Annotated in this window: 24 protein-coding genes, 2 tRNA genes and 1 other RNA gene; 14 read left to right on the forward strand and 13 right to left on the reverse strand. The window is 72.0% G+C overall.

From position 1 onward, the window contains the following. Window positions 1-108: 108 nt before the first annotated feature. The 3 genes from AB0C17_RS16905 (at window position 109) to AB0C17_RS16915 (ending at window position 3,911) form a co-directional block, all read left to right on the forward strand. Window positions 109-1,260, forward strand: coding sequence for a porin PorA family protein (locus AB0C17_RS16905; RefSeq protein ID WP_357389563.1), 1,152 nt, complete (start codon window positions 109-111; stop codon window positions 1,258-1,260). Between the two features lie 393 nt (window positions 1,261-1,653). Then, entirely contained in the window at window positions 1,654-2,277 is a 624-nt protein-coding gene (locus tag AB0C17_RS16910) for a DUF6230 family protein (RefSeq protein WP_357389561.1), read from the forward strand. A gap of 77 nt (window positions 2,278-2,354) precedes the next feature. Then, on the forward strand, window positions 2,355-3,911 hold the full coding sequence (locus tag AB0C17_RS16915) for a DUF6114 domain-containing protein (RefSeq protein WP_357479287.1): 1,557 nt from the start codon (window positions 2,355-2,357) through the stop codon (window positions 3,909-3,911). 45 nt (window positions 3,912-3,956) lie between these two features. Here the strand turns inward: AB0C17_RS16915 and AB0C17_RS16920 are convergent, their stop codons facing one another. After that, window positions 3,957-5,627, reverse strand: coding sequence for a DUF885 domain-containing protein (locus AB0C17_RS16920; protein WP_357389557.1), 1,671 nt, complete (start codon window positions 5,625-5,627; stop codon window positions 3,957-3,959). A gap of 73 nt (window positions 5,628-5,700) precedes the next feature. Here AB0C17_RS16920 and AB0C17_RS16925 point away from each other — a divergent pair, with 73 nt between their 5' ends. Beyond that, window positions 5,701-6,675, forward strand: coding sequence for a DMT family transporter (locus AB0C17_RS16925; RefSeq protein WP_357389555.1), 975 nt, complete (start codon window positions 5,701-5,703; stop codon window positions 6,673-6,675). A 3-nt stretch (window positions 6,676-6,678) separates the two neighbouring features. Here AB0C17_RS16925 and AB0C17_RS16930 read toward each other — a convergent pair whose 3' ends face one another. Then, complete coding sequence (locus AB0C17_RS16930; protein WP_357479290.1) at window positions 6,679-7,749, reverse strand: PHP domain-containing protein; 1,071 nt, start codon at window positions 7,747-7,749, stop codon at window positions 6,679-6,681. Between the two features lie 48 nt (window positions 7,750-7,797). Beyond that, window positions 7,798-8,541 carry a M23 family metallopeptidase gene (locus AB0C17_RS16935; protein WP_357389551.1) on the reverse strand — a complete coding sequence of 248 codons (744 nt, stop codon included), beginning with the start codon at window positions 8,539-8,541 and terminating at the stop codon, window positions 7,798-7,800. 171 nt (window positions 8,542-8,712) lie between these two features. On the opposite strand from AB0C17_RS16935, the gene AB0C17_RS16940 reads away from it, so the two are divergent. The 4 genes from AB0C17_RS16940 to AB0C17_RS16955 all read left to right on the forward strand — a co-directional run bounded on the left by AB0C17_RS16940 (window position 8,713) and on the right by AB0C17_RS16955 (window position 10,511). Next, window positions 8,713-9,009 carry a hypothetical protein gene (locus AB0C17_RS16940; protein WP_357389587.1) on the forward strand — a complete coding sequence of 99 codons (297 nt, stop codon included), beginning with the start codon at window positions 8,713-8,715 and terminating at the stop codon, window positions 9,007-9,009. 72 nt (window positions 9,010-9,081) lie between these two features. Then, window positions 9,082-9,252 (forward strand): hypothetical protein, encoded by a 171-nt coding sequence (locus AB0C17_RS16945; RefSeq protein ID WP_018786529.1) that lies wholly within the window; start codon window positions 9,082-9,084, stop codon window positions 9,250-9,252. Window positions 9,253-9,373: 121 nt separating this feature from the next. Next, complete coding sequence (locus AB0C17_RS16950; protein WP_357389549.1) at window positions 9,374-9,898, forward strand: tRNA adenosine deaminase-associated protein; 525 nt, start codon at window positions 9,374-9,376, stop codon at window positions 9,896-9,898. A 148-nt stretch (window positions 9,899-10,046) separates the two neighbouring features. After that, window positions 10,047-10,511 carry a nucleoside deaminase gene (locus AB0C17_RS16955; RefSeq protein WP_357389585.1) on the forward strand — a complete coding sequence of 155 codons (465 nt, stop codon included), beginning with the start codon at window positions 10,047-10,049 and terminating at the stop codon, window positions 10,509-10,511. An 11-nt stretch (window positions 10,512-10,522) separates the two neighbouring features. Here the strand turns inward: AB0C17_RS16955 and AB0C17_RS16960 are convergent, their stop codons facing one another. The 3 genes from AB0C17_RS16960 to deoD form a co-directional block, all read right to left on the reverse strand. Beyond that, window positions 10,523-10,990 carry a thioesterase family protein gene (locus AB0C17_RS16960; protein ID WP_357389547.1) on the reverse strand — a complete coding sequence of 156 codons (468 nt, stop codon included), beginning with the start codon at window positions 10,988-10,990 and terminating at the stop codon, window positions 10,523-10,525. Further along, window positions 10,987-11,625 carry a TetR/AcrR family transcriptional regulator gene (locus AB0C17_RS16965; RefSeq protein WP_357389545.1) on the reverse strand — a complete coding sequence of 213 codons (639 nt, stop codon included), beginning with the start codon at window positions 11,623-11,625 and terminating at the stop codon, window positions 10,987-10,989. Before AB0C17_RS16965 ends, AB0C17_RS16960 begins: the two co-directional genes overlap by 4 nt. 112 nt (window positions 11,626-11,737) lie before the next feature. Then, window positions 11,738-12,445, reverse strand: coding sequence for a purine-nucleoside phosphorylase (gene deoD, locus AB0C17_RS16970; protein WP_357389543.1), 708 nt, complete (start codon window positions 12,443-12,445; stop codon window positions 11,738-11,740). 75 nt (window positions 12,446-12,520) lie between these two features. Here deoD and AB0C17_RS16975 point away from each other — a divergent pair. Next, a tRNA-Ser gene (locus AB0C17_RS16975) sits at window positions 12,521-12,607 on the forward strand. Between the two features lie 64 nt (window positions 12,608-12,671). Here the strand turns inward: AB0C17_RS16975 and AB0C17_RS16980 are convergent. From AB0C17_RS16980 to AB0C17_RS17005, 6 genes are all read right to left on the reverse strand, one after another. Continuing rightward, window positions 12,672-13,256 carry a SigE family RNA polymerase sigma factor gene (locus AB0C17_RS16980; protein ID WP_357389541.1) on the reverse strand — a complete coding sequence of 195 codons (585 nt, stop codon included), beginning with the start codon at window positions 13,254-13,256 and terminating at the stop codon, window positions 12,672-12,674. Continuing rightward, a complete protein-coding gene (locus tag AB0C17_RS16985; RefSeq protein WP_357479294.1) occupies window positions 13,253-13,864 on the reverse strand; it encodes a permease-like cell division protein FtsX in 612 nt (203 codons plus the stop codon). The genes AB0C17_RS16980 and AB0C17_RS16985 overlap by 4 nt, the downstream gene beginning before the upstream one ends. 86 nt (window positions 13,865-13,950) lie before the next feature. Then, window positions 13,951-14,472, reverse strand: a complete 522-nt coding sequence (locus AB0C17_RS16990) for a hypothetical protein (RefSeq protein ID WP_357474464.1) — start codon at window positions 14,470-14,472, stop codon at window positions 13,951-13,953. Further along, a complete protein-coding gene (locus AB0C17_RS16995; protein ID WP_357389535.1) occupies window positions 14,469-15,083 on the reverse strand; it encodes a hypothetical protein in 615 nt (204 codons plus the stop codon). The genes AB0C17_RS16990 and AB0C17_RS16995 overlap by 4 nt, the downstream gene beginning before the upstream one ends. 51 nt (window positions 15,084-15,134) lie before the next feature. Further along, on the reverse strand, window positions 15,135-15,647 hold the full coding sequence (locus AB0C17_RS17000) for an NUDIX hydrolase (protein ID WP_357389533.1): 513 nt from the start codon (window positions 15,645-15,647) through the stop codon (window positions 15,135-15,137). A 21-nt stretch (window positions 15,648-15,668) separates the two neighbouring features. Then, window positions 15,669-16,166, reverse strand: coding sequence for a hypothetical protein (locus AB0C17_RS17005; RefSeq protein WP_357479297.1), 498 nt, complete (start codon window positions 16,164-16,166; stop codon window positions 15,669-15,671). 1,036 nt (window positions 16,167-17,202) lie between these two features. Here AB0C17_RS17005 and AB0C17_RS17010 point away from each other — a divergent pair. The 3 genes from AB0C17_RS17010 to AB0C17_RS17020 all read left to right on the forward strand — a co-directional run bounded on the left by AB0C17_RS17010 (window position 17,203) and on the right by AB0C17_RS17020 (window position 19,118). Continuing rightward, window positions 17,203-17,535 carry a YciI family protein gene (locus AB0C17_RS17010; protein ID WP_357389529.1) on the forward strand — a complete coding sequence of 111 codons (333 nt, stop codon included), beginning with the start codon at window positions 17,203-17,205 and terminating at the stop codon, window positions 17,533-17,535. Further along, window positions 17,532-18,752 (forward strand): RNA polymerase sigma factor, encoded by a 1,221-nt coding sequence (locus AB0C17_RS17015; RefSeq protein WP_357479300.1) that lies wholly within the window; start codon window positions 17,532-17,534, stop codon window positions 18,750-18,752. Before AB0C17_RS17010 ends, AB0C17_RS17015 begins: the two co-directional genes overlap by 4 nt. 114 nt (window positions 18,753-18,866) lie before the next feature. Continuing rightward, on the forward strand, window positions 18,867-19,118 hold the full coding sequence (locus AB0C17_RS17020) for a TM2 domain-containing protein (protein ID WP_357389525.1): 252 nt from the start codon (window positions 18,867-18,869) through the stop codon (window positions 19,116-19,118). Between the two features lie 78 nt (window positions 19,119-19,196). Here the strand turns inward: AB0C17_RS17020 and AB0C17_RS17025 are convergent. Continuing rightward, a tRNA-Ser gene (locus AB0C17_RS17025) sits at window positions 19,197-19,281 on the reverse strand. Between the two features lie 81 nt (window positions 19,282-19,362). Here AB0C17_RS17025 and ffs point away from each other — a divergent pair. Both ffs and AB0C17_RS17035 read left to right on the forward strand, forming a co-directional pair. Further along, an RNA gene (ffs, locus tag AB0C17_RS17030) (signal recognition particle sRNA small type) lies at window positions 19,363-19,452 on the forward strand. Window positions 19,453-19,559: 107 nt separating this feature from the next. Next, complete coding sequence (locus AB0C17_RS17035) at window positions 19,560-22,493, forward strand: DNA polymerase III subunit gamma and tau (RefSeq protein ID WP_357479304.1); 2,934 nt, start codon at window positions 19,560-19,562, stop codon at window positions 22,491-22,493. Window positions 22,494-22,496: the final 3 nt, after the last annotated feature.

Consider the following 22,496-nt stretch of genomic DNA (forward strand, 5'->3'; position numbering starts at 1 on the left):
CATCCAGGGGGTCGCTTTTGCAGGTGACTGGGGAGTAACCTCCCGCCAATGCTAAGGATCGGGTGCCCCGGACGACAGACCGTAGGGCGGCAGGTTACAGGAGGATGAGTGAAGCTTCGCGTGGGCGCCGCGCTCTTCGGGCTAGGTGTCTTGTTGCTGGTCTTCGCGGCTGGGCTGCCGTTCTACGTGGCCCCCGCCGTGACCAAGCTGCCCTATGACCTGGAACCAACGACGTCCGTCGCCGAGGCGAAGGGCGCGAAGTTCCTACAGATCAAGTCGGAGAACGGCGCGGTAAGCATCGACGTGCCGCAGGCCGATCTCGTGTCCAGCATCGAGGTCATCCCGCAGCCGGAGGACACCAAGGACCGCGTGCCCAAGGAGCTGAAGGGCGACGCGGTCATCTGGAACGTCTACCAGACGGTCAAGCGCAGCGACAACCAGGACGTGATCAGCCAGTACAGCACCGAGCTGGCGCTGTACCGGATCTCGGGTGCGGCGGCGCCGTGGGACGAGCAGTGGCTCAACGAGTCCGGGGCGGAGCAGGCCCCGGTCGGCAACGTGCGTTACTCCGGCCAGATCTACAAGTTCCCGTTCGGCACCGGCAAGCGTGACTACCAGGTGTTCGACCGCGACCTGAAGAAGACGTACCCGGCGCGGTTCACCGGTACGGAGAAGATCAAGGGCGTCGAGACGTACCGCTTCGTGCAGCGGATCGAGAACGAGCCGCTGAACACCCCGGCGGACAGCGTCAAGACCCTGCTGGGCAAGTTCGCGCCCAGCGCGACCAGTGGGCAGGTCGTCTACAGCAACACCCGGACGCTCTGGGTCGACCCGGTGACCGGCGCCTACATCAAGGTGCGTGAGCAGCAGTACAAGGAGCTGCGCCCGGACACCGGCACCCCGACCGTGCTGCTGGACGCGGACTTCAACTACAACGACGCCACGATCAGCCGCAGCGTCGAGACGGTGAAGGACAACCGTTTCAAGATCGGCATGATCAGCCTCTGGGGCCCGATCATCGCCGGTGTGCTCGGCCTGATCGCCCTCATCGCGGGCGTGTGGCTGGTGACGCGGCCCAAGAGCGACGGCAGCGCCCGGCACCGGGCGGACCCGCCGACCTCCGACCCGACGGCGACGCGGGTGGACCAGCAGCCCGTGGGTGGCCCGCTCGACGACGAGATCCCGCCGGCGTCGACGAACTGGCGGTCCGACGAGGTGCCGGCCCAGCGTTCGGGCGCCGGCGACGTGGAGCGCCGCTGACCGGTACGCCGGAAGCACGACGGAGGGGTGGGCCGCACAGCGGCCCACCCCTCCGTCGTGGAGATCTCCCATGCGGGCGAAGCTACTTTACATTTGTTACTCGATTGTAACTGGCGGATGTCCGGTAACTTTCCGTCGCTTTCACCATCATCTATGCCGGTTTTGAGACGAGATGCCGCCCTGGGCATCCCGCCTGGGCTGGCGTTTCGTGACACCGGGTCACCTCGCACTCCCGCCCTCGTATTACCGCCCGGTAATCGGGGGGTTGTGAGCTACACCGCATCGGGTGCACGATCAGGCTCGATCGTTACCCGTCGGTAACAGAGGGGCGGGTCCAGCGCGTGCCACCGGTTCCCCACCGGCCGCCGCGCACATTCGTTCGAGGAGGAACCCGTGCAGAATCGGCTCGACAACCAGGGTCGTACCCGGTGGCGGCGCTTCGCCGCCATGATCGTGCCCACCACGGCCGCCGCCGGTGCCATCCTGTTCGGCATGTCGACCGGCGCCATCGCCTCCGACATCACCGTGTCCGGGCAGACGTTCAAGATCGGCGCCGACCGCCTGGAGGGTGAGGGCTTCAAGCAGTACGGCGGCATCGTCCGCGAGAAGGGCGAGAACGGCAAGGCCGGCGCGACGCACCCGGTCGCGATGGCCGAGATCAGCAGCGCCGAGCTGTACAAGCTCTGCCAGTCCGTCCGCGCCGACCTGCCCGGCCTGCCGGTGGTGCTCACCATCAACGCCGGTGACGGCAAGGACCCGGCCCGGGCCAAGGACCTCGTGATCGCGATGGACTCGCTCGAGGGCAACGCGACCTTCACGAACATCCAGATCGGCCGCGACGCCAGCGACCTCAACCCGACGGCGCAGCGGGGCTCCTTCGGCCAGAACTCCGACCGGGTGACCATCCGCGACCTGAAGCAGGTCTCCCGCTACACCACCTCCTCGACGTTCAACCTGGTCGGGCTCCGGCTCAAGGTCAACGTGGGTGACGACGCCAAGGGCAAGGAGTGCTTCTGAGCTGAGCACGGCCCGCGGTGGCCGACCACCGCGGGCCCGCCCCACCGTTCCCGTTCCCGCTCCGCCAGGAGGAGTACGTGACAACCGTCGACCCGTCCCACACCCGGACCGGCACCGCGGCCCGGGCGTGGCGGACCTTCCGCCGCTGGCAGCGGAGCCGGCCGTTCTGGGGTGGCCTGTTCATCATCCTGGCCGGGGTGGAGATGCTCGCCTCAACCCGGTTGACCCTCAACGGCCTGAGCTTCAGCAGCGGAGCCACCGGCCTGCTCGCCCTGCTGATCCCGGCCATCCTGGTGACCTGCGGCGTGCTGCTCTGGCTCAGCCCGGCGCAGCGGCTGTTCTACTCGATCGTCGCCGCGATCACCACCATCTACTCGCTGATCGGGCTCAACCTCGGCGGCTTCTTCCTCGGCCTGCTGTTCGGCATCGTGGGCAGCGCCCTCGCCTTCGCCTGGGTGCCGGCCCGTCCGGCCGCCCCCGGCGCGGAGGAGTCCGCCGCCAGCGCGGAGGAGTCCGCCGCCGAGACCGACGCCGAGCGCGCCGCCGGAACCGACGCCGAGCCCGACACCGTCGTGGACGCGCAGCCGGTGGACGAACCAGCCGCGGACGAGCGGCCGACAGTCGAGGTGCCGGCCGGAGTGCGACCGGCCGTCGAGCAGCCGACTGCCGAGTGGCCGGGCGGGGAGCGGCCGGTCCCTCGGCAGTCGGTGAACGGGAAGCCCGCCGGATCCGACGGCGGTCCGCCGGAGTGGGCGGGCCGCTCTGCGGACCCGCGCGCCTTCGGCATCGTCCTCGTGGTGCTCGGCCTCGCCACCGCCGGCCTGGCCGTACAGCCGAGGGCGGTGCAGGCCGCCCCGAACAAGCCCGCCGCGAGCGCCTGCCCGTCGAAGCCCGCCACGCCGGCGCCCGGCGCGAGCGCGCCCACGGCGACGCCCACCCCGTCGCCGAGCGCGAGCCCGACGCGGGAGGGCAACATCATCACCGACTTCTTCGACGGGATCGGTGACCTGTTCAAGGGCAGCAAGAAGAGCGAGACGCCCTCGCCCACACCGACCGCGAACGGATCGGCGGCCCCGACGAGCAAGCCGTCGACCCGGCCCGGATCGGCCGACTGCCCGGCGCCGGACAAGCCCGGCAAGGTGGACCCGGCGAAGCCCGGCAAAGTGGAACCGGGCAAGCCGCTGCCGCGGATCGCCGCCGACCCGAGCCTGCCGAAGGTGGCCCAGACGCCGTCGAAGCTCACCGGCACCAAGGTGACGATGACCGGGCTGCGGTTCGAGGGGATCACCGACCTGCAGACCGAGCGGGGCGCGCTCAAGGTGCTGAAGTTCAGCATGAAGGAAGCCGTGACCGACGACTTCCTGCTGGTCGCCGACGGCCCGCGCGGCCGCACCCAGCGGTACGCGACCGACCGGCTCACGGTCCGCGACGACGTCGCGTTCTACTGCACCCGGTTCGTCGGCAAGCTCGCCGGCATCAAGCTGACGCTCACCCCGGACCTGCCGCTCCCGGACGGCCTGCCGGTCACGCTGCCCATCCCGGTGACGTTCACCGACCCGGTCATCGACCTGGCGTACGTCACCAGCGACACGCTCACCGGCCGGCCCACGCTGCGGCTGACGCTCGGCGCCTGACCGGACGGGTGCCGGCGAAAGTCATCGCCGGCACCCGCCACCGGCTCAGAGCCGGGCCAGCGCCTTGCGCAGCGGGTCCAGCCCCAGCGAGCCCAGGTCGAGCGCCTGGCGGTGGAACTCCTTGAGATCGAAGTCGGCGCCCTTGCGCGCCTTCGCGTCCTCCCGGGCCTGCAACCAGATCCGCTCGCCCACCTTGTACGACGGCGCCTGACCGGGCCAGCCCAGGTAGCGGTTCAGCTCGAAGCGCAGGTTCTCGTCCGGCACCCGGCAGTGCGCCCGCATGAACTCCCAGCCCAGTTCCGGCGTCCACCGCTCGCCCGGGTGGAAGCCGAACGGGTTGTCCTTCGGGATCTCCAGCTCCAGGTGCATGCCGATGTCCACGATGACCCGGGCCGCGCGCAGCGCCTGCCCGTCGAGCATGCCGAGCCGGTCACCGGGGTCGGCGAGGTAGCCCAGCTCGTCCATCAGCCGCTCGGAGTAGAGCGCCCAGCCCTCGCCGTGCCCGGAGACCCAGCACAGCAGCCGCTGCCAGCGGTTGAGCAGGTCGGCCCGGACGGCCGTCTGGGCGACCTGGAGGTGGTGACCCGGCACGCCCTCGTGGTAGACGGTGGTCACCTCGCGCCAGGTGGAGAAGTCGGTGATGCCCTGCGGCACCGCCCACCACATCCGCCCCGGCCGGGAGAAGTCCTCGCTCGGCCCGGTGTAGTAGATCGCGCCGTCGCTCGTCGGCGCGAGGCAGCACTCGATCCGGCGTACCTGCTCGGGGATGTCGAAGTGGGTGCCGTTCAGGTCGTTGACCGCCTGGTCGGCGAGCGCCTGCATCCAGTCCCGGAACGCCTCCTTGCCGCGTACCGTCCGCGCCGGGTCGGCGTCGAGCACGCGTACCGCGTCGTCGATCGACGCGCCGCGACCGGCGATGCGCGCGGCCACCGCCCGCATCTCGGCCTCCAGCCGGGCCAGCTCCGCGAAGCCCCAGGCGTACGTCTCGTCCAGATCGACCTTCGCGCCGAGGAAGTACTGCGAGGCCAGTTCGTAGCGTTCCCGCCCGGCGGCCTGCTTCTCCCGCCCGGCCGGCGCCAGCTCGGTGCGCAGGAACTGCCCGAACTCGGCGGTGGCGGCGGTCGCGGCGGCGGCGCCCTTGCGCAGCTCCGCGCCGAGCGCGCCGTCGGCGTCGAGCCGCTCGACCAGCCCGTGGAAGAAGTTGTCGCCCTCCGGGTCGACCCACACGTCGCACTGCTTGGCGACCTCGACGAGCTGCACCTGTGAGCTGACCCGGCCCGCGGCGGCGGCCTCGCGCAGCGTGCGCTTGTAGCCGTCCAGTGCGGACGCGAAGCGGTTGAGCCGGGCGGCCACGTTCGCCCGGGCCTCCTCGCCGTCGGTCGGCATGAGGTCGAAGACCATCCGGATCTCGTGCAGGCCGCTGGAGATCACGTTGACCTCGCTGCCGGTCTCGCCCGCGTCGTGGCGGGCCAGCTCCAGGCCGAGGCGCTCCTGCATGGCCTCCTGGGCGGTCCGCTCCGCCTCGGTCTCCGGCTCGGTCACGTCGAGTTCGCCGAGCGTACGGCGGGCCAGCTCGGCGCGCGCCGCGTAGCCCTCGGGCGACAGGTCGTCGAGCTGGTCGTCGTAGCCGGCGATGCCGACGTAGGTGGCACCGGTCGGGCTCAGCGGGGCCCACTCGGCCACGTACCGGTTGGCGAGGTCATCGATTCGTCCCACGAGGCGACCCTACGTGACCGCGCATCCGGAATACCGCGCGACTTCGTCGTACCCCTGCGGCAGAGTGTCAGGGGTGAACGTCGAGATCACTCCTGACCGGGCACCGGTGCGGGCCTGGTTGCCCGGCTTCGTCGCGCTCGCCGCCATCTGGGGTTCCAGTTTCCTGTTCATCAAGGTCGGCGTGACCGAGCTGCACCCCGTGCACCTCACCCTCTACCGGGTGGCCACCGGCGCGCTGACGCTGCTCGTGGTGCTGGCCATGCTGCGCGACCGGCTGCCCCGCGACCTCCGGGTCTGGGCGCACATGCTCGTGGTGGCCGCGTTCGGCGTCGCCGTGCCGTTCACGCTGTTCGGCTACGGCGAGCAGCGGGTCGAGTCGATGCTCGCCGGCATCTGGAACGCCACCACACCGCTGATCGTGCTGCCGCTGGCGGTGCTGGTGTTCCGCACCGAGCGGCTCACCACCCGGCGGGCGGTCGGGCTGGGGCTGGGCTTCGCCGGTGTGCTCGTGGTGCTCGGCGTCTGGGAGGGCGTCGGCGGCGCCCACTTCGTCGGCCAGCTCATGTGCTTCGGCGCGGCGGCCTGTTACGGGCTGGCCATTCCTTACCAGAAGAGGTTCGTCGCGGGTAGTGCGTACTCCGGGCTGTCGCTGTCGGCGGCCCAGCTGCTGGTGGCTACCGCGCAGCTCGCGCTGGTCGCGCCGTTCGCCGGGACGCCGCCGTCACCGACCGGCCTCTCCCCGCGCGTGGTCGCGAGCGTGCTGGCGCTCGGCGCGCTCGGCACCGGCCTCGCCTTCGTCATCAACATGCGCAACATCCGGCTGGCCGGGGCGAGCACGGCGTCCACAGTGACATACCTGGTCCCGGTGTTCGCGGTGCTCGTCGGCGCGGTGGTGCTGGGCGAGCGGATGAACTGGCACCAGCCTGTGGGCGCGTTCGTGGTGCTCGTCGGCGTGGCTGTCGCGCAGGGCCTGTTCGGGCGGCGCCGCCGTCGCCCGGAGGCGGTGGCGCCCGCCGTCCCCGCCGCCGAACCGGCCACCCGGGGCTGACCCTCAGCTCCGGCCGGCGGTCCACTTCACCAGGCGGTCGGCGGTCCAGGTGTTCACCACCCGCTTCGCCGGTACGCCGCACAGCGCGGCCCGCTCGCAGCCGAAACGCTGCCAGTCGAGCTGACCCGGGGCGTGCGCGTCGGTGTCGATGGCGAACCGGCACCCGGCCTCCAGCGCGAGGCGGATCAGCCGCTTCGGCGGGTCCTGCCGCTCCGGCCGGGAGTTGATCTCGACGGCCACGTCGTGCTCTGCGCAGGCGGCGAAGACGGCGTCCGCGTCGAAGTCGCTCTCCTTGCGGGTACGCGCCCGGTGCCCCCGGTCGCCGGGCCCGGTCACCCCGGCGGGCCGGGAGGAGACCATCCGGCCGGTGCAGTGACCGAGGATGTCCAGGTGCGGGTTCGCGATCGCGGTCAGCATCCGGCGGGTCATCTTCGCCCGGTCGTCGTTCAGGCCGCTGTGCACCGAGCCGACCACCACGTCCAGGCGGGCCAGCAGCTCCTCGTCCTGGTCGAGCGAGCCGTCGGCGAGGATGTCCACCTCGATGCCGGTGAGGATGCGGAAGCCCTTCGGCAGCGCCTCGTTGACGGCGGCGACGTGGTCGAGCTGCTTGCGCAGCCGCTCGGCGGTCAGGCCCCGGGCCACTGTGAGCCGGGGCGAGTGGTCGGTGAGCACCATGTACTCGTGGCCCAGCTCGACCGCGGCCAGCGCCATCTCCTCGATCGGTGAGCCGCCGTCGGACCAGTCCGAGTGGGTGTGGCAGTCGCCGCGCAGCGCGTCCCGCAGCTTCGCCGCCGCCTCGTCCAGGTCGGTGCCCTCGGTCGCCATCAGCCGGCGCAGATAGACCGGTTCCTCGCCGGCCAGCGACTCGGCCACGCAGCGGGCGGTGACGTCACCGACGCCGGACAGCTCGGTCAGCTTGCCGGTGCGGGCCCGCTCGGCCACCTCCGTGGCGGGCAGCGCGCCGAGCGTCTTGGCCGCCGACCGGAACGCCCGGACCCGGTATGTGGCCTCGTTGGCCCGTTCCAGCAGGAACGCGATCCGGCGCAGGTCGGCGAGGGGATCCCGGGCAGTCATGTCCTGGAACCTACGCGCTCACGCCGTCCGGCGGGTGGCCCCGCATCGTCAGCCGCCGCTGGTGGGCCGGCCGGGCGCGGCCGGGCAGCCGTGCTTGCGCTGCCAGGCGGTGATCTCGGCGACCGGCGAGCGGTTGCCGCCCTTGCGCCAGGAGTTCAGGTACGGCGCCGGCCAGACCACGCCCCGGCGGATCCACCAGTCGTCGGCGCCGGTGCACTTCGGGGAGAGCCCGAAGTGCAGGTGGCAGACGTTGTTCGCGTTGCCCGTACGGCCCACCTCGCCGAGCTGCTGCCCGGCACGCACCCGCACCCCGGCGTCCACGCCGACGGTGATCGCGCTCAGGTGCGAGCCGTAGTAGCGCACGCCGTCGTCGCCGAGCAGCGACACGGAGAGCCCGCCGTTGTTCGGGCCCAGCGGCCCGCGCCTGTCGAACCGGTCGACGCGGCTCACCTCCAGCACCACGCCGTCGGTGACCGCCACCACCGGTTCCCCGCAGTCGGCGAACACGTCGGTGCCCGGGTAGCCGCCGTGCGTCGGGTGGTAGTCGACGTCGCCGGCCCGTACCGGGAAGACCCGCTTCACGTCGGCGCGCGACGGCGACGGCGCGGCGGACGAGGAGCCGACCGGCGGCGCCGTCGGGTCGGCGGGCTGCGCGGCGGTCACCACCGGGCTCGGCTCCTGCCACCTGTCGGCACGCCCGGCCGGGGTGCCGCACCCGGCGGCGAGCGCCGCCACGAGCAGCACTACCGGGTACGCCGGCAGCGTGCGGCGTCCGATCGATGGCGAGCGCATCCGGTCATCCTGACAGACCACTACCGTAGGGACGAAAGCCGAACGCGGGACCGATGGTCCGGAGAGGGGGCGGCGGTGACGCACGGATGGCACGGCGGACCCGAGGGGACCGGTCCGGGGGCGTTCCCGCCACCGCGTACGCCCTCGGGGCTGTTCCCGTCGCACACGTCGATGCGGCCCAGCTACCGCGAGCCGTACCCGGTCACCGGCACCGGCGTGGCGGTCGGCGCGCTCGTCGCGTTCGCCTGGCTGCTGCTGTTCGGGCTGTTCGGCGGCGGCGTGGCCGGCTACGCCTGGTGGACGCTGCTGGCCGGCGGTCTGGCGTGGGTGGCCGCCGCGGTGCTGGTCCGTCACGGCGACCGGGGGGTGGCGACCGGCGTGGCGATCGTCACCGCGGGTGGCTGGAGCATCGCCGCGGCGATAGTCGTGACCAGGTGGGCGCAGACCGGAGACTGGCCGCTCTGGTGACCTTCGGTGCCGGTCTCGCTGCGTAGCGAAGGCCACCTTGACGTACGCACGAGGACGGTCCACCCTCGCGGTATGGCCTGGACCACACCGCCGCGGCTCGACCCCGATCGGAGCCGCCGTCGCCTGCAACTCCTCGCCGAGTTGGCCGGTGCCCGTGCGGTACAGCAGCGCCAGCGGCCGCAGCGGGCCCGCACCGAGCGGCTGCGCCAACTCATCGCCACCCGCCGGCGCGTCGTCGGCTGACCAGCTTTCTCTCTCAGAACGGCCGGTTCATCCGGGGCGTTGACCGCTCGCCCGCCGACCCGACCGGTTAACGTGCATCGCGTGACGTGTCGGCATGCTGCTGAGCCAATTTGGGGGGACCGTGTCGTACTTCGCTGCTGCCGTGGCGCGCGTCGACGGCGGCTGGACCGCCGGTGAGGTGAGCCTGCGGGGCGTCACCGACATCGAGGAGGTCGCCGACCGGCTGCGCGACGTCGAGCCGGACGCCGACCTGTCGCTGCTGTTCGTCGAGGCCGACGACACGTACCTGGTCCTCCTGCGCCTGGACGAGGGAGAGGACCTGCGGGTCTTCGGCTCGGACTCGGCGTACGCGGAGGAGTCCCGGCTGGGCGCGCTGCTCGTCGGTGACCTGAAGACCTCGGTGACCGGGCTGGAGGAGGTCGACGAGCCGCGCGCCTCCGGCGGCGACGACGAGACCGAACAACCCGCTGTGGACCCGGAGGCCGACCCGGTGGGCGACGCGGACCTCCTCGCCGACCTGGGCATCCCGGCGCAGAAGCTGCTGGCGCTCTGCGCGCACGAGGGCTCCATGCCGGCCGATGTGACATCCGAGATCTGCCAGGTACTGGGCTGTGTGGACGAGGTCGAGGAGCTGCGTGAGGTCTGAGCCCGGGGAGTCCCTGACGCCCGGCGCCGCCGAACCGGCCGACGCGACCGATCCGGCGCTGGAGACCGTACGCCCGGGGCAGCCCACCCCCGGCCGGGCCGGGCGTGCCGGTCCCGGCGCGGACGAGGCGCTCGCCGACCCGGGCGCGATCGGCCGCCGGCAGCGGCACGAGCTGTGGATGCGCCGTGCCCTTGAGATCGCGGTGACCGGCCCGGCGGCCGACCGCGACGCCGACGACGTGCCGGTCGGCGCGGTGCTCTACGGCCCCGACGGCGCCGAACTGGCGGTCGGCCGCAACGAGCGGGAGCTGACCGGCGACCCGACGGCGCACGCCGAGGTGCTGGCGTTGCGCCGGGCCGCGCGGCGGCTGGGCCGCTGGCGGCTGGACGACTGCACGCTCGTGGTGACGCTCGAACCGTGCACCATGTGCGCCGGGGCGATCGCGCTGGCCCGCGTCTCGACAGTGGTGTTCGGCGCCTGGGAACCCAAGACGGGCGCCGTCGGGTCGCTCTGGGACGTGTTGCGCGACCGCCGCGTCACGCACCGCCCCGAGGTGTACGGCGGCGTGCTGGAACGCGAGAGCGCGGCGTTGTTGCGCGCGTTCTTCCGCTGAGAGTTCTCGGCTCAGGCGCTTGCCGGCGCGGGGCGCAGCAGCGTCGCGGCCACCCCCTGGGCGACCTCGGTCCAGGCGGTCGGGCGCAGCGTGGCGGGGTCGAGCCGGACGATCGACCGGGTGCCGGTGGCGTGCACTGTGGCGCCGTCGGTCGAGCGGAACTCGAAGGCGTAGCGGGCGCTGCTGGCGCCGAAGTGCTCCAGCCAGAAGTGCACAGCCACCGCGCCGACGCCGATGACCGGCGCCCGATAGGTGATGGTGAACTCCCGGACGGCGTGGAACACGTCGGGTGTCGCGTGCACGTCGCCCCGGAAGGCGACGCCCCGCTCCGCCCAGTAGGGCGTCAGCGCGCGTTCCAGCAGCACGGCGTAGCGCGCGTTGTGCAGGATGCCCATCGCGTCCAGATCGTCGAAGTGCACCGGCACGTGCTCGACGTGCCCGAACTCGGCGACCGGCAGGTCGGCGGTGGTGTGGCTCATGACTGGCCTTCCGGTAGCAGGGCCGGATCCGGGCAGAGCGCCCGCAACCGGTTCAGCAGGCCCTGGCGGGCGTGCCGGTAGGAGGCGTCCGGGTCGAGCAGCCGGGACCGCATCACCGCGCTGATCCCCAGCGCGTCGATCTCGTACGCGAGCAGCGGCACGTCCAGGTCGGCGGGGAGCTCGCCGAGGTCGACCGCCTCCTGGACGAGGCGCTCCAGCAGTGCGGTCCACCGGGACAACGCGTCGGCGAGCCGGTCCCGGACCGGGCCGGGGCGGGCGTTGTACTCGAACTCGGTGTTGGCGAAGAAGCAGCCGCCGGGCAGCACCCGGGCGGCGTAGAACTCGATCCGGGCCTCGTGCAGCGCGTGCAGCCGGCGTACGCCCCGGGGTGCCCGCAGGGCGGGGGCGACGATCATCTCCTGCCACTGCGCCACGGCCCGGTCGACTGTGGCGAGTTGCAGCGCCTCCTTGGAGCGCCAGTGCGCGAAGAGGCCGGACTTGCTCACCTCCAGCCGGTCGGCGAGCTGGGCCAGGGACAGACCGTGCAGGCCGACCTCGGTCGCCAGCGCCACCGCGGTGTCCAGCACCGCGGTGCGGGTGCGGTCGCCACGGGCGACGCGGCCGTCGGAGGTCATGCGATCAGCCTAGAGGAAACAAGCACGACCGGTCGTATTTATTTTTGTGACGACGGTAACGCGCGACCGCCCCGCCACCTTGCGGCGACGGGGCGGTCCGGGGTCGATCAGGTCAGGCGATGATGGTGTCCAGCGCGATCTCGACCATCTGGCCGAACGTCTGCTCGCGCTCCTGCGACGTGGTCTTCTCGCCGGTCTTGATGTGGTCGCTGACGGTCAGGATGGTCAGCGCGCGGGCCTTGTAGCGCGCCGCGATCGTGTAGAGCGCCGCCGACTCCATCTCCACCGCCAGCACGCCGTAGTCGGCGAGCCGGTCGTACAGGTCCGGCCGGTCCGTGTAGAAGGCGTCCGCCGCCAGGATCGGCCCCACCCGCATGCTGATGCCGCGCCGCTCGGCCACCTCGACCGAGGTACGCAGCAACCCGAAGTCGGCCACCGGGGCGTAGTCGATCAGCCCGTCGAAGCGCATCCGGTTCATGTTCGAGTCGGTCGACGACCCGATCGCCGCCACCACGTCCCGCAGCTGCAGATCCTCGGTCAGGGCGCCACAGGAGCCGACCCGGATCAGCGACTTCACGCCGTACTCGTTTACCAGCTCGTGCGCGTAGATCGAGGCGGACGGCATGCCCATGCCGGAACCCTGGACGGACACGTCGACACCGTTCCACCGGCCGGTGAAGCCCAGCATGCCGCGCACCGTCGTGTAGCAGCGGGCCCCCTCCAGGTAGGTCTCCGCGATCCACTTGGCCCGCAGCGGGTCGCCCGGCATCAGGACCCGCTCGGCGATCTCTCCCGGCTCAGCGCCGATGTGCGTACTCATGGCAAAGATCCTGCCAGGCCGGGCCGAGGGATACCGGTTCGGCGTCCAACCCGGCGGTCCTGTACCCTCGTCGGCGGTGGCGTGTCCGAGTGGCCTAAGGAGCACGCCTCGAAAGCGTGTGAGGGTTTACGCCCTCCGCGGGTTCAAATCCCGCCGCCACCGCTCGTGAACAGCGAGAAAGCCCGGTCGATCCGCGAGGATCGCACCGGGCTTTCCGCGTTCCGGGTCAACTCCCGGTGAAGTCGTCGCCGAGCAACGCGCGGATCCGGCCCAACGCCCGGGCGTCGCGCATCTTCACCGCCGACGCGGAGATGCCGAGGATCTTGGCGACGGTGGCGACGCTCTGGTCCTCCCAGTGCCGCAGCACCACTATCGCCTGGTCCCGGATCGGCAGCGTCGCCAGTGCAGTCATCAACGCGACGTGCAGGTCCGTCGTCGCCGCCGGTTCCGGCCGCTCGGGCAGGTCGGCGCAGACCACCTCGGTGCCGCTGCGCCGGCTCCGCTGGTCGAAGACGGCGTTCATGAGCACCCGGCGGCTGTACGCGTCGAGGTTCGCGGTGTGCCGGATCCGGGTCCACGAGGCGTACATCCGGGTGAACGTGATCTGGGTCAGATCCTGGGCGAGGTGCCAGTCCCGGCACATGAGGTAGGCGATGCGTCTCAGCCGGGGTGCGGTCGCCGCGACGAACGCGCTGAAGTCGTCGTCCCGGGTGCTGCGCTCACGCCTGCGGGCGGCGCTCCACCGGGCCAGCGGACCGGCCGGGCGTTCGACGGACGGTGTCGCGCGTACGTCGATCTGCCCGCTGGTCACTCACCCTCCCCGGACCCGGAGCGCGCCGGGCACGGACCGCCCAGGATCTGATCGACGCCGTCCCGGTCGTGGAAGTTCGCCACCAGGCGGGAGTAGTCCCTCGCCCTCGTCACTGTGACCTCGAAGGACTCGGGCATCTGTTCCGGTGTGACCGCGTCGACCAGGTCCGGGCTGTTCCGGTACATCTCCTTGAATCTGGCGTACGCCTCGTCCCGGCTCTGGAACGTCACGCTCCGCACGATCGGATCCGATCGGAGCGCGTCACGCAGGTCGAGGCGCTGCCGATCGGTGATCTCCCGCCGCAGGAAGACGCGGATGTCGACCGGCTCGTCACCCCACTGCCGCTCACAGGTGGAGCCGGCGGAGGGCATCAGTGCGCCGGCCGCCACCACCGGCGGTGCCGGTTCCCTCGGTGCCGGCGTCAGGTTCAGCCCGACCACGACGGCGGCGACCGCGAGGAGACCGGTCGCCGCGCCTCCCGTGACCAGCCGGCGCCTGCGCCGCAGCGCGGTGCCCCCGGCCCTGGCCTCCCGGGCCAGTTCCCCGGTCAGGGGTGCGGGTTCCACCCCGAGTGCCCGCTCGAAGAGCACATGCAGTTTCTGGTCCACAGCTCGCTCCCGGTGTCCGACGACGTCCTCTCCAAGAGACCGGTCGAGTCGCCGTATCGGTCACACCGGAGTCCCGGCGGGTCGGGTCAGCAGGGGCCGTAGCCCTCGTCGAAGAGGCGGCGGGCCCAGTCCGCGTACCCGGCGATGATCTCCCGGACGGTGACGCCGTCGTGCAGGAACAGGTACGCGCGGTCGCCGTCGCGGGCGAGCAGCCCGGCGAAGCGGTGACTGCCGGGCGGCGCCGGCAGGTCGACGGCGCCGGGGTACGCGGCGCGGGCCTCGCCCACCGGGGAGCCGGCGCTGATGCCCTCGGGTGTGCTCATTGGGTCGTCGAGCCAGAGCAGGACGAGACGGTCGTCGACGAAGATCGGGCTGACCGAACCGTGCCCGACCAGCGCGGGCCCGCAGGCCGCCTCGTCGGCGCGCAGCACACCGCGCCGGGTCAGGTCCGCCTCGGTGTCGCCGAACCCGGCGTTGCGCAGTCCGTCCAGGCCGACCACCTGGGCCGCGCCGACCGGGCGGGTGGCCCACTGTGGATGAACGCCGCTGCCGGCTGCGGACGCGGCAACAAGCAGTGCGGCAATAAAGCCGAATTGTCGTAGTTTCATGCAATCCCCCAGTCACCAACGGGACCGGGGCGATGAGGTTGCTGGTGCTGGTCGGATTGGCGTAGTTCCCACTCCTCGGCCAGCTCGTCCCAGTAGTCGGCGGACAGTCCGCGGCGGCCGTGCGCCAGCCAGCCGTCCGTGTCACGCTCCAGATGCAGGCCCAGCTCGGCGAACGGGTCGATCCACGCGCCCGGCTCCGCGCCCAGCCGGGCCAGCGCGGTGTTGATCGGCCACTCGGTACGCGGCCGGTCCAGCGCGGCGTCGTATCGCGGACCCCAGCTCACCTCGCCACCCAGCCAGACCACCGCCGACTGGTGGCCGAGCCCGCCCGCGAACTCCGCCTCCAGGTACGCCACCGGGCCGCTCCTCGACCAGCGCGCAAGCACCTCCGCCAGTGGCGGCGAGAGCACCAGACGGAACGGACGCTCGGCGTGCGGCTCGTCGGTGGCGTAGTCCGGCAGGCCGCCGGTCAGTTCCTGCACCAGTTGCGGGGTGACAGGCAGCAGCGCGAAGTCCTGGCGGAGCGCGGCGAGCACCGCGTGGTCCAGGTCGGCGGTCTGCTCGCGCAGCAACTCGACGTCGGCGACCACGGCGCTGAGCTGGTAACTCATCCGGTCCTCTCGGCGTCCACAGGCTGTGGATGGAACATGTGTACGACGGCTTCAGGTGATTCCGTTGGTCAGGTACCTCGGGCGTCCGTCGCTCAGCGCGGCCACCGCGTGACGCAGCCGATGCCAAACGTACGGGCGAAGCAACGCCTGCGCATCAGCGAGCGCAACGAATCGAGCGTCGGCCAGTTCGCCGTCAGCCGGTTTCAACGGCTCGGCGGGCGGCAGTGCGCCGCCGTCGAAGATGAACATCAGGCTGTCGTCCCACGGGCCGTGCGGTGCCACCCAGTCCACCACCAGCAACGGTCCGACGCGCAGTTCGAGACCCAACTCCTCGCGTACCTCCCGCTCGGCGGCCAGGTGCGGCGGCTCGTTCGCCTCCGCCATGCCGCCCGGCAGGTCCCAGTCCGGCTTGTAGCGCGGATCCACCAACAGGACGTCGCCGTCACCGTTGCGCAGCAGTACGTCGGCTCCCACCCGCTTCCGGGGCTGCCGCGCGTTGCCCTCGGCGAGGTGGGCCTGCCAGGCTGCCGGATCTCGCTCGTACAGGGGACGCTCGTCGGCCATACCGACGATTGTCAGCCGTCCTCACCCCGTCGGCAGCGGCAGCGCCACCCATCTCCGCTCCCAGATGGCGTCGCGAAGCCGGTCCAGAAGCTGTGGCACGTCCGGGCACCGGACGGCATGCGACCGCAAAAGCAGTGCGAGATGTCTGAGCTGGTCGAGGACGACGGCCGAGCCCAGACCATGGGTGAGATCGACGGTCTGATGTGTCAGGTCGCACGCCTCCTCGATCCGGGCCTGCCCGACGAGCGCGGTGGCCAGGAGCATCCGGGCGAGCGCCTGACTCCGCACCCGGCCGCCCGGCCGCTCGGCGACGCTGCCGTTGAGGATGCGAAGAGCGGCCGTGACGTCACCGAGGCGAAGCAGGCAACGTGCCGACTCGATATCGAACGAGGTGCGGTCGAATGGACTCAGCCATTCGGTGGGTGCAGGTGCCGCCTCCGCGAAGGCGGACTCGGCCCGCTGAAGGGAAGCGTGGCAGTCGGCGGTGAGACCCGCTGCGGCGAGACCGCGCGCCTGCAAGGCAAGAAGACGGCGCGTATCAGAGCACCGGCGTCCTCTTGGGCGACGGCCGCGAGCCCGTCGCTGGCATGTGAGATCGCGGCCCCCGCGTTTCCACCGTGGCAGGCGAGGTGGCTCAGGCTTCCGTGCACCTGCGCCACCAGCAGCGCATCTCTGCTGTCGACGGCGAGCGCCAAGGCGTCAAGGAAGTGCCGTCTACTCGTCGTGCTGTCACGGAATCGTGTGCCATCCAACCGGCCATCTCGTGCAGGGCAGCGGTCGCCATGAGCACCTGCGAGGACATGGCAGGAGGACGACCTGTCGGCCTGGAGAAGGTGGCGAGGTGCGCCAGCACAGTGCTGTAGAGGTTCTTGCCGCCAACCTGACGATCTGCGGACCGGAGTGCGCGGATCAGTTGAGGACCCACCTCCACGACATCGGCTGGCACGGAGGTGTCGCCTGGCGCGGCCGGTAGTCGGAACCACAAGGTATGCGCGGGTATCCGCAGCACGCGGACCCAGTGCGCCAGTCGGTCGAGGTGCACCACCGCCGGTCCGTTCTCGATGCGGCTCAGTTGCGCCTGCGTAATCCCGAACCAGCCGGCGACCGTGGCCTGCGGCAGCGGCTGTCGCCCGTGATAGGGATGGTGACGGTAGGCGCGGACAACGCGACCGAGGTGCCGATCCGCAAGCGCATGGCGAAGCGGTTCATGGGACCAGAAGCTGGGTGGAACGTCGGGAGCAGCGACGATGCGGTCCCGCTCCGCTCGCTGACAGGGAGCGCACCGTCCCGAGTCGTTGTCGGCAGCCAGGTTGGCGCCGCAACGCGCACACCTGCTCGGCCTCGATGCCGCGATCATTCACTTATTCAACCCGCTCAGTGACTGTCGGTTATACATGCAACGCATAACCGGTTATGACTACGACGAAAGCTCTGACGTCCGCGTACGAGAATTGCGTGATCGACCTCGTCGGAGGCTGTCGGATCGGGGTGGCGGCGTTCGTAGCCGGGGTGACGGCGGCCCGGTCGGCGGCCGACCAGAGCGAAAGAGGAACCGATGGCGCAGTACCTGATCTCCGTACTCGACGACACGACCGGCTCGGCCACCGACGCGGAGATGGCCGCGATCGGTGAGTTCAACGAGCGGTTGCGAGCCGACGGCCACTGGGTCTTCGCCGGTGGGCTCGCGGCGCCGGAGACGGCCACCGTCGTTGATGCGCGGGGCGGGAGTCCGCTGCTCACCGACGGGCCGTACCTGGAGACGAAGGAGTACGTCGGCGGGTTCTGGATCATCGAGGCGCCGGACTTCGACGTGGCGCTGCCGCTCGCCGCGCTGGCCTCGGAGCGGTGCAACAGGCGGGTCGAGCTGCGGCCGTTCCTGGGCGCGTGACAGACGTCGGCGAGGCGCTCACCCGGGTCCACCGCGAGGAGTGGGCCCGGGTCGTCGCCACGCTCGCCCGGCGCATCGGTGACCTCGACGTCGCGGAGGAGATGACAGCCGAGGCGTTCGCCGCCGCCGTCGAGCGCTGGTCGGCCGACGGCGTACCGCCGAACCCCGGCGCGTGGCTCACCACCACCGCGTACCGGCGGGCCGTCGACCGGATCCGGCGCGAGAGCCGGCGGGAGGACAAGCACCGGGAGGCGCTGATGCTGGCCGACGCCCCGGAACCGCTCGGTGTGATCGACGACGACCGGCTCCGTCTGATCTTCACCTGCTGCCACCCGGCGCTGGCCATGGAGGCGCGGGTGGCGTTGACGCTGCGCCTGGTCGGCGGGCTGACAGTGCCGGAGATCGCGCGGGCCTATCTGGTCCAGGAGGCCGCCATGAGCAGGCGGATCACCAGGGCCAAGACGAAGATCAAGGCGGCCGGGATCCCGTACCGTGTGCCGTCGCGTGAGGACCTGCCGGCCCGGGTCACCGGCGTGCTCGCCGTGCTCTACCTGATCTTCAACGAGGGCTACCTCGCCTCCGACCCGGGCGAGGAGGCGGTGCGCGCCGACCTGACCGCCGAGGCGATCCGGCTCGCCCGGCTCGTCCGTACGCTGCTGCCCGACGACCACGAGGCCACCGGCCTCCTGGCGCTGATGCTGCTCACCGAGGCCCGCCGGCCCGCCCGGGTGTCCGCGACAGGCGAACTCGTCGTCCTCGCCGAGCAGGACCGCAGCGCGTGGGACCGCGACCTCATCGCCGAGGGCCACGCCCTGGTCCGCGCGTGCATCGCCGCCGGACGGCCGCCGGGCCGCTACCAGATCCTCGCCGCGATAAACGCCGTCCACACCGACGCCCGCGACACGCGGGACACCGACTGGGCGCAGGTCGCCGCGCTCTACGACCATTTGGTACGCGTCGACCCGTCACCGATCGTGCGGCTCAACCGGGCCGTGGCGATCGCCGAACTGGACGGGCCGCAGGTGGCGCTGGCGGAGGTGGACGGGCTTCCGCTGGACGGTTATCACGCGTACCACGCCACGCGCGCCGAGCTGCTGCGCCGGCTCGGCCGTGGCACCGAGGCGCGGGTGGCGTACGACCGGGCGATCGAGTCGGCGGGGAACAGCGCGGAGACGGCGTACCTGAGGCGGCGACGGGACCAGTTGGGCGGCAGCTGAGGCGCGCCGACGAGCTCCGGAAGGGCGGGACCACCCTGTCGTTGATCTTCACGGTTAGCGTCGTGTGCATCGGTGCGACCCGAGCCCGCCACCATGCCTACTTTAGGAGCTGATATGTCTCAGGGAGCTGCCGCGCCCCAGCCGGTACTCGTGCAGGTTCGCCAGAAGTCGCTGGGCCTCGCCTACCTGTTCTGGCTGCTGCTGGGCGTCTTCGGCGTTCACCAGTTCTACCTCGGAAAGACGGGCCGGGGCCTGCTCTACCTGTTCACCGGTGGCCTCCTGTTCGTCGGAGTGCTGGTTGACCTGTTCACGCTGCCGAGTCAGGTGCGTCAGGTCAACACGCAGCTCGCCGTCGGAATCCGCTGAAACGAAATCGATCGCAGACAGAACGGAAGGGCCGGTCCCTGACGGGACCGGCCCTTCCGTTCGTGCTGCTCAAGAGAGCGGAGGATACGAGATTCGAACTCGTGAGGGTGTGAACCCAACACGCTTTCCAAGCGTGCGCCCTAGGCCTCTAGGCGAATCCTCCGCGAGCCAGGATACAGGTCCCGCGACGACGGGCCACCCCACCCTCCCGGAAGATCCACAACCCTTCGGGTAGGCTTGGCGTCACCTCCCGTGCGGCGGTACCTCGTGAACCTCCCCAGGGCCGGAAGGCAGCAAGGATAAGCGAGCTCTGCCGGGTGCACGGGAGGCCTTTCTGTCTCCCGGGCCGGGTAACGTCGCTGCGGGTCGGGTCACGGGGTGGTGGGTGGTCACCCGGGGCCGACCGGCGCAGAATGGCTCGGTCGAGAGGAGGCGGGACGGGTGGCACTGGCCCTTTACCGCAAGTACCGGCCGCGGACGTTCGCCGAGATGATCGGCCAGGAGCAGGTCACCGAGCCGCTGTCGCAGGCGCTGCGCAGCGGGCGGCTCAACCACGCCTACCTCTTCTCCGGTCCGCGGGGCTGCGGCAAGACCTCCAGCGCCCGGATCCTGGCCCGCTCCCTCAACTGCGAGCAGGGCCCCACCCCCGAGCCGTGCGGGCAGTGTGACTCGTGCCGCGGGCTGGCTCCCGACGGTGGCGGCTCGATCGACGTGATCGAGATCGACGCGGCCAGCCACGGTGGTGTGGACGACGCCCGTGAGCTACGCGAGAAGGCGTTCTTCGCCCCGGCCCGCAGTCGCTTCAAGATCTACATCATCGACGAGGCGCACATGGTCTCGTCGGCCGGCTTCAACGCGCTGCTCAAGCTGGTCGAGGAGCCCCCGGAATACGTCAAGTTCATCTTCGCCACCACCGAACCGGAGAAGGTCCTCGGCACGATCAAGTCGCGGACCCACCACTACCCGTTCCGGCTGTTCCCGCCGAAGGTGGTCCGCCCCTATCTGGAGCAGCTCTGCGAGGCGGAGGGCGTCAAGGTCGAGCCGGCGGTCTTCCCGCTGGTGGTGCGCGCCGGCGGGGGCAGCATGCGCGACAGCCTCTCCGTGCTCGACCAGCTCATCGCGGGCGCCGGCCCGGAGGGCGTCGACTACGCCCGGGCCGCCGCGCTGCTCGGGGTCACCGACGCCGCGCTGATCGACGAGATGTGCGACGCGCTCGCCGCCGGTGACGGCGCCGCCGCGTACGCCACCGTCGACCGGGTCGCCGAGGCCGGGCACGACTCGCGCCGCTTCGCCTCCGACCTGCTGGAACGCCTCCGCGACCTGATCGTCCTGCAGCAGGTGCCGGACGCCGCCGCCAGGGGCCTCATCGACGGCCCGGCCGACCAGATCGAGCGGATGGCCGCCCAGGCGCAGCGCCTCGGCCCGGCGACGCTGTCCCGTTGCGCCGACATCGTGCACAACGGCCTGGTCGAGATGCGCGGCACCACGGCGCCCCGGCTGCTGCTGGAGCTGATCTGCGCGCGAATGCTCCTGCCCGGCGCTGACGACTCCTCCGGCGGCCTGCTCCAGCGCCTGGAACGGATGGAGCGTCGGCTGACGCTCGGGGGCGTCGAGCTGCCACCGGCCGCCGCCGACTCCGCGCACCCCACCCAGACCCCTGGGGTACGCCAAGCGGCTCCCGCCCCGGGCGCGGCTGCCGCCGCGATCCAGCCGGACACCGCCGGCACGCCGGCGGCTGCCGGTGCCCCGACCGGGGCCGCCGCCGCACGGGCCGCCGCCGCGGCTGCGGTAGGCGCCCGGAGCACCGCACCCGGTTCCCGCCCCGGCTCTGCCGCCGGGGCTACCGGCTCCCGTCCCGCCCCGGCCGGTGCGACAGCCGACTCCGGCACGGCCGCTGCCGGGTCCGGCCCGCGTCCCGCCCAGGCGACCGAAGCGCCCGCCGGAGTTCACCCCGGCACGGACGCCGGATTCCCGGCGCCGGCCGCCGCCGGCTCGACGACCTCCGGTCCGGCCGCTGCCCGACGCCCGGTACCGCCGTCCGCGGTGATGCCCGACCCGGCCACGCCCGAACCGCCCCGCCCCGGCGCGGCGAATCCCGGCGCGCTCGACGCGGTCGCCGTGCGCCGGGTCTGGTCCGAGGTGGTCGGCAAGGTCAACCGGAGCAACAAGCGGATCGCCGCGCTGATGCGTGACGCGGTGGTACGCGACCTGGACGGCGACACGCTGGTGCTGACCGTGAAGTCGACGGTGCTGGCGAAGATGATGGCCGACCACGCCGCAGTGCTGACCGACGCGCTCTACGAGGAGCTGGGCGGGCGCTGGCAGATCCGCTGCGAGGTGGCCGGCGAGCGCGGCGCGGCCTCGCTCGGTGGCCCGTCCCGCCCGTCCGGAGCGAGTCGCGCGCAGGCCGACGCCGCACCGGCCCGCAGCGCGTCCGACAGCGCCCCGACCCGCCCGGCGTCCGACACCGCGTCCGGTCGCCCGGACTCCGGGGCGGCAGGCACCGCTGACGGCCGCTCGGCCGTAGCCGACGCGGGACCGAACCGTCCCGGCTCCGACACCGGCCCGGGCCGCCCGGGTTCGGTCCACGCCGCGCCCGGTCGCCCGGACTCCAGCGTCGCCGGACGTGATGCGGCCGGTGGCGCCCCGGGACAGCCGGTGTCCGGCCCGGGCAGCACCACCGGTAGCCGAGACACAGGCGACCCGGCCACCGGCAACCGAGGTGCGGGAAGCCAGGCCGGGGGAGCGGCGGGTCGTGCCGGCGCGGGATCGCCTGATGCCTCGCCCCGGCCGATGGCGACCCCTGCCGTGGACCATGCCGGCGAGGACGACTGGCCGGAGCCGGCCCGCCCCGGCGGCACGGCCTCGACCACCGGCACCGCCTCGGCGAGCACCGGCGACGGGGGGGACTGGCCGGCGGCGGCCCGTCCGGGCGGGGGCACGGCGACCGCCACCGCGCCTGTCGTCGTACCCGAGCCGGCGGCACCCGCGACGGTGCCGGCACCCGCCGGTGGGCCGCGATCCGCGGGCGGTGGGGCGAAGAACAGCGCCATCGCGGCGGCGCGTGCGGCAGCGGCGGCGGCCGCCGCGGGCGGTGGTCCCGGCAAGGGACCGCGCGCGGCGCAGCCGGCGCGGAAGACGGCCGATGCCGAGTGGGCGGGCGAGCCGCCCTACGACCCGGACTTCGACGGCCCGGTGCGGGGCGGTGGCGCGGCGGTGGCGGCGCCCGCCTACGAGGGTTTCGATCCGGGTGACGAGCCGCTTGACGAAGTGATCGACGAGCGGACGGCACGGCAGTCGAGCGAGGAGCAGGCGGTGCAGCTGCTGCGCGAGACGTTCGGCGCGGAGAAGATCGACGAGGTGGACGCGCGCTGAGCG

Origin of the sequence: Micromonospora sp. NPDC048887, assembly GCF_040649715.1 — a bacterium.
Classification (GTDB): domain Bacteria; phylum Actinomycetota; class Actinomycetes; order Mycobacteriales; family Micromonosporaceae; genus Micromonospora.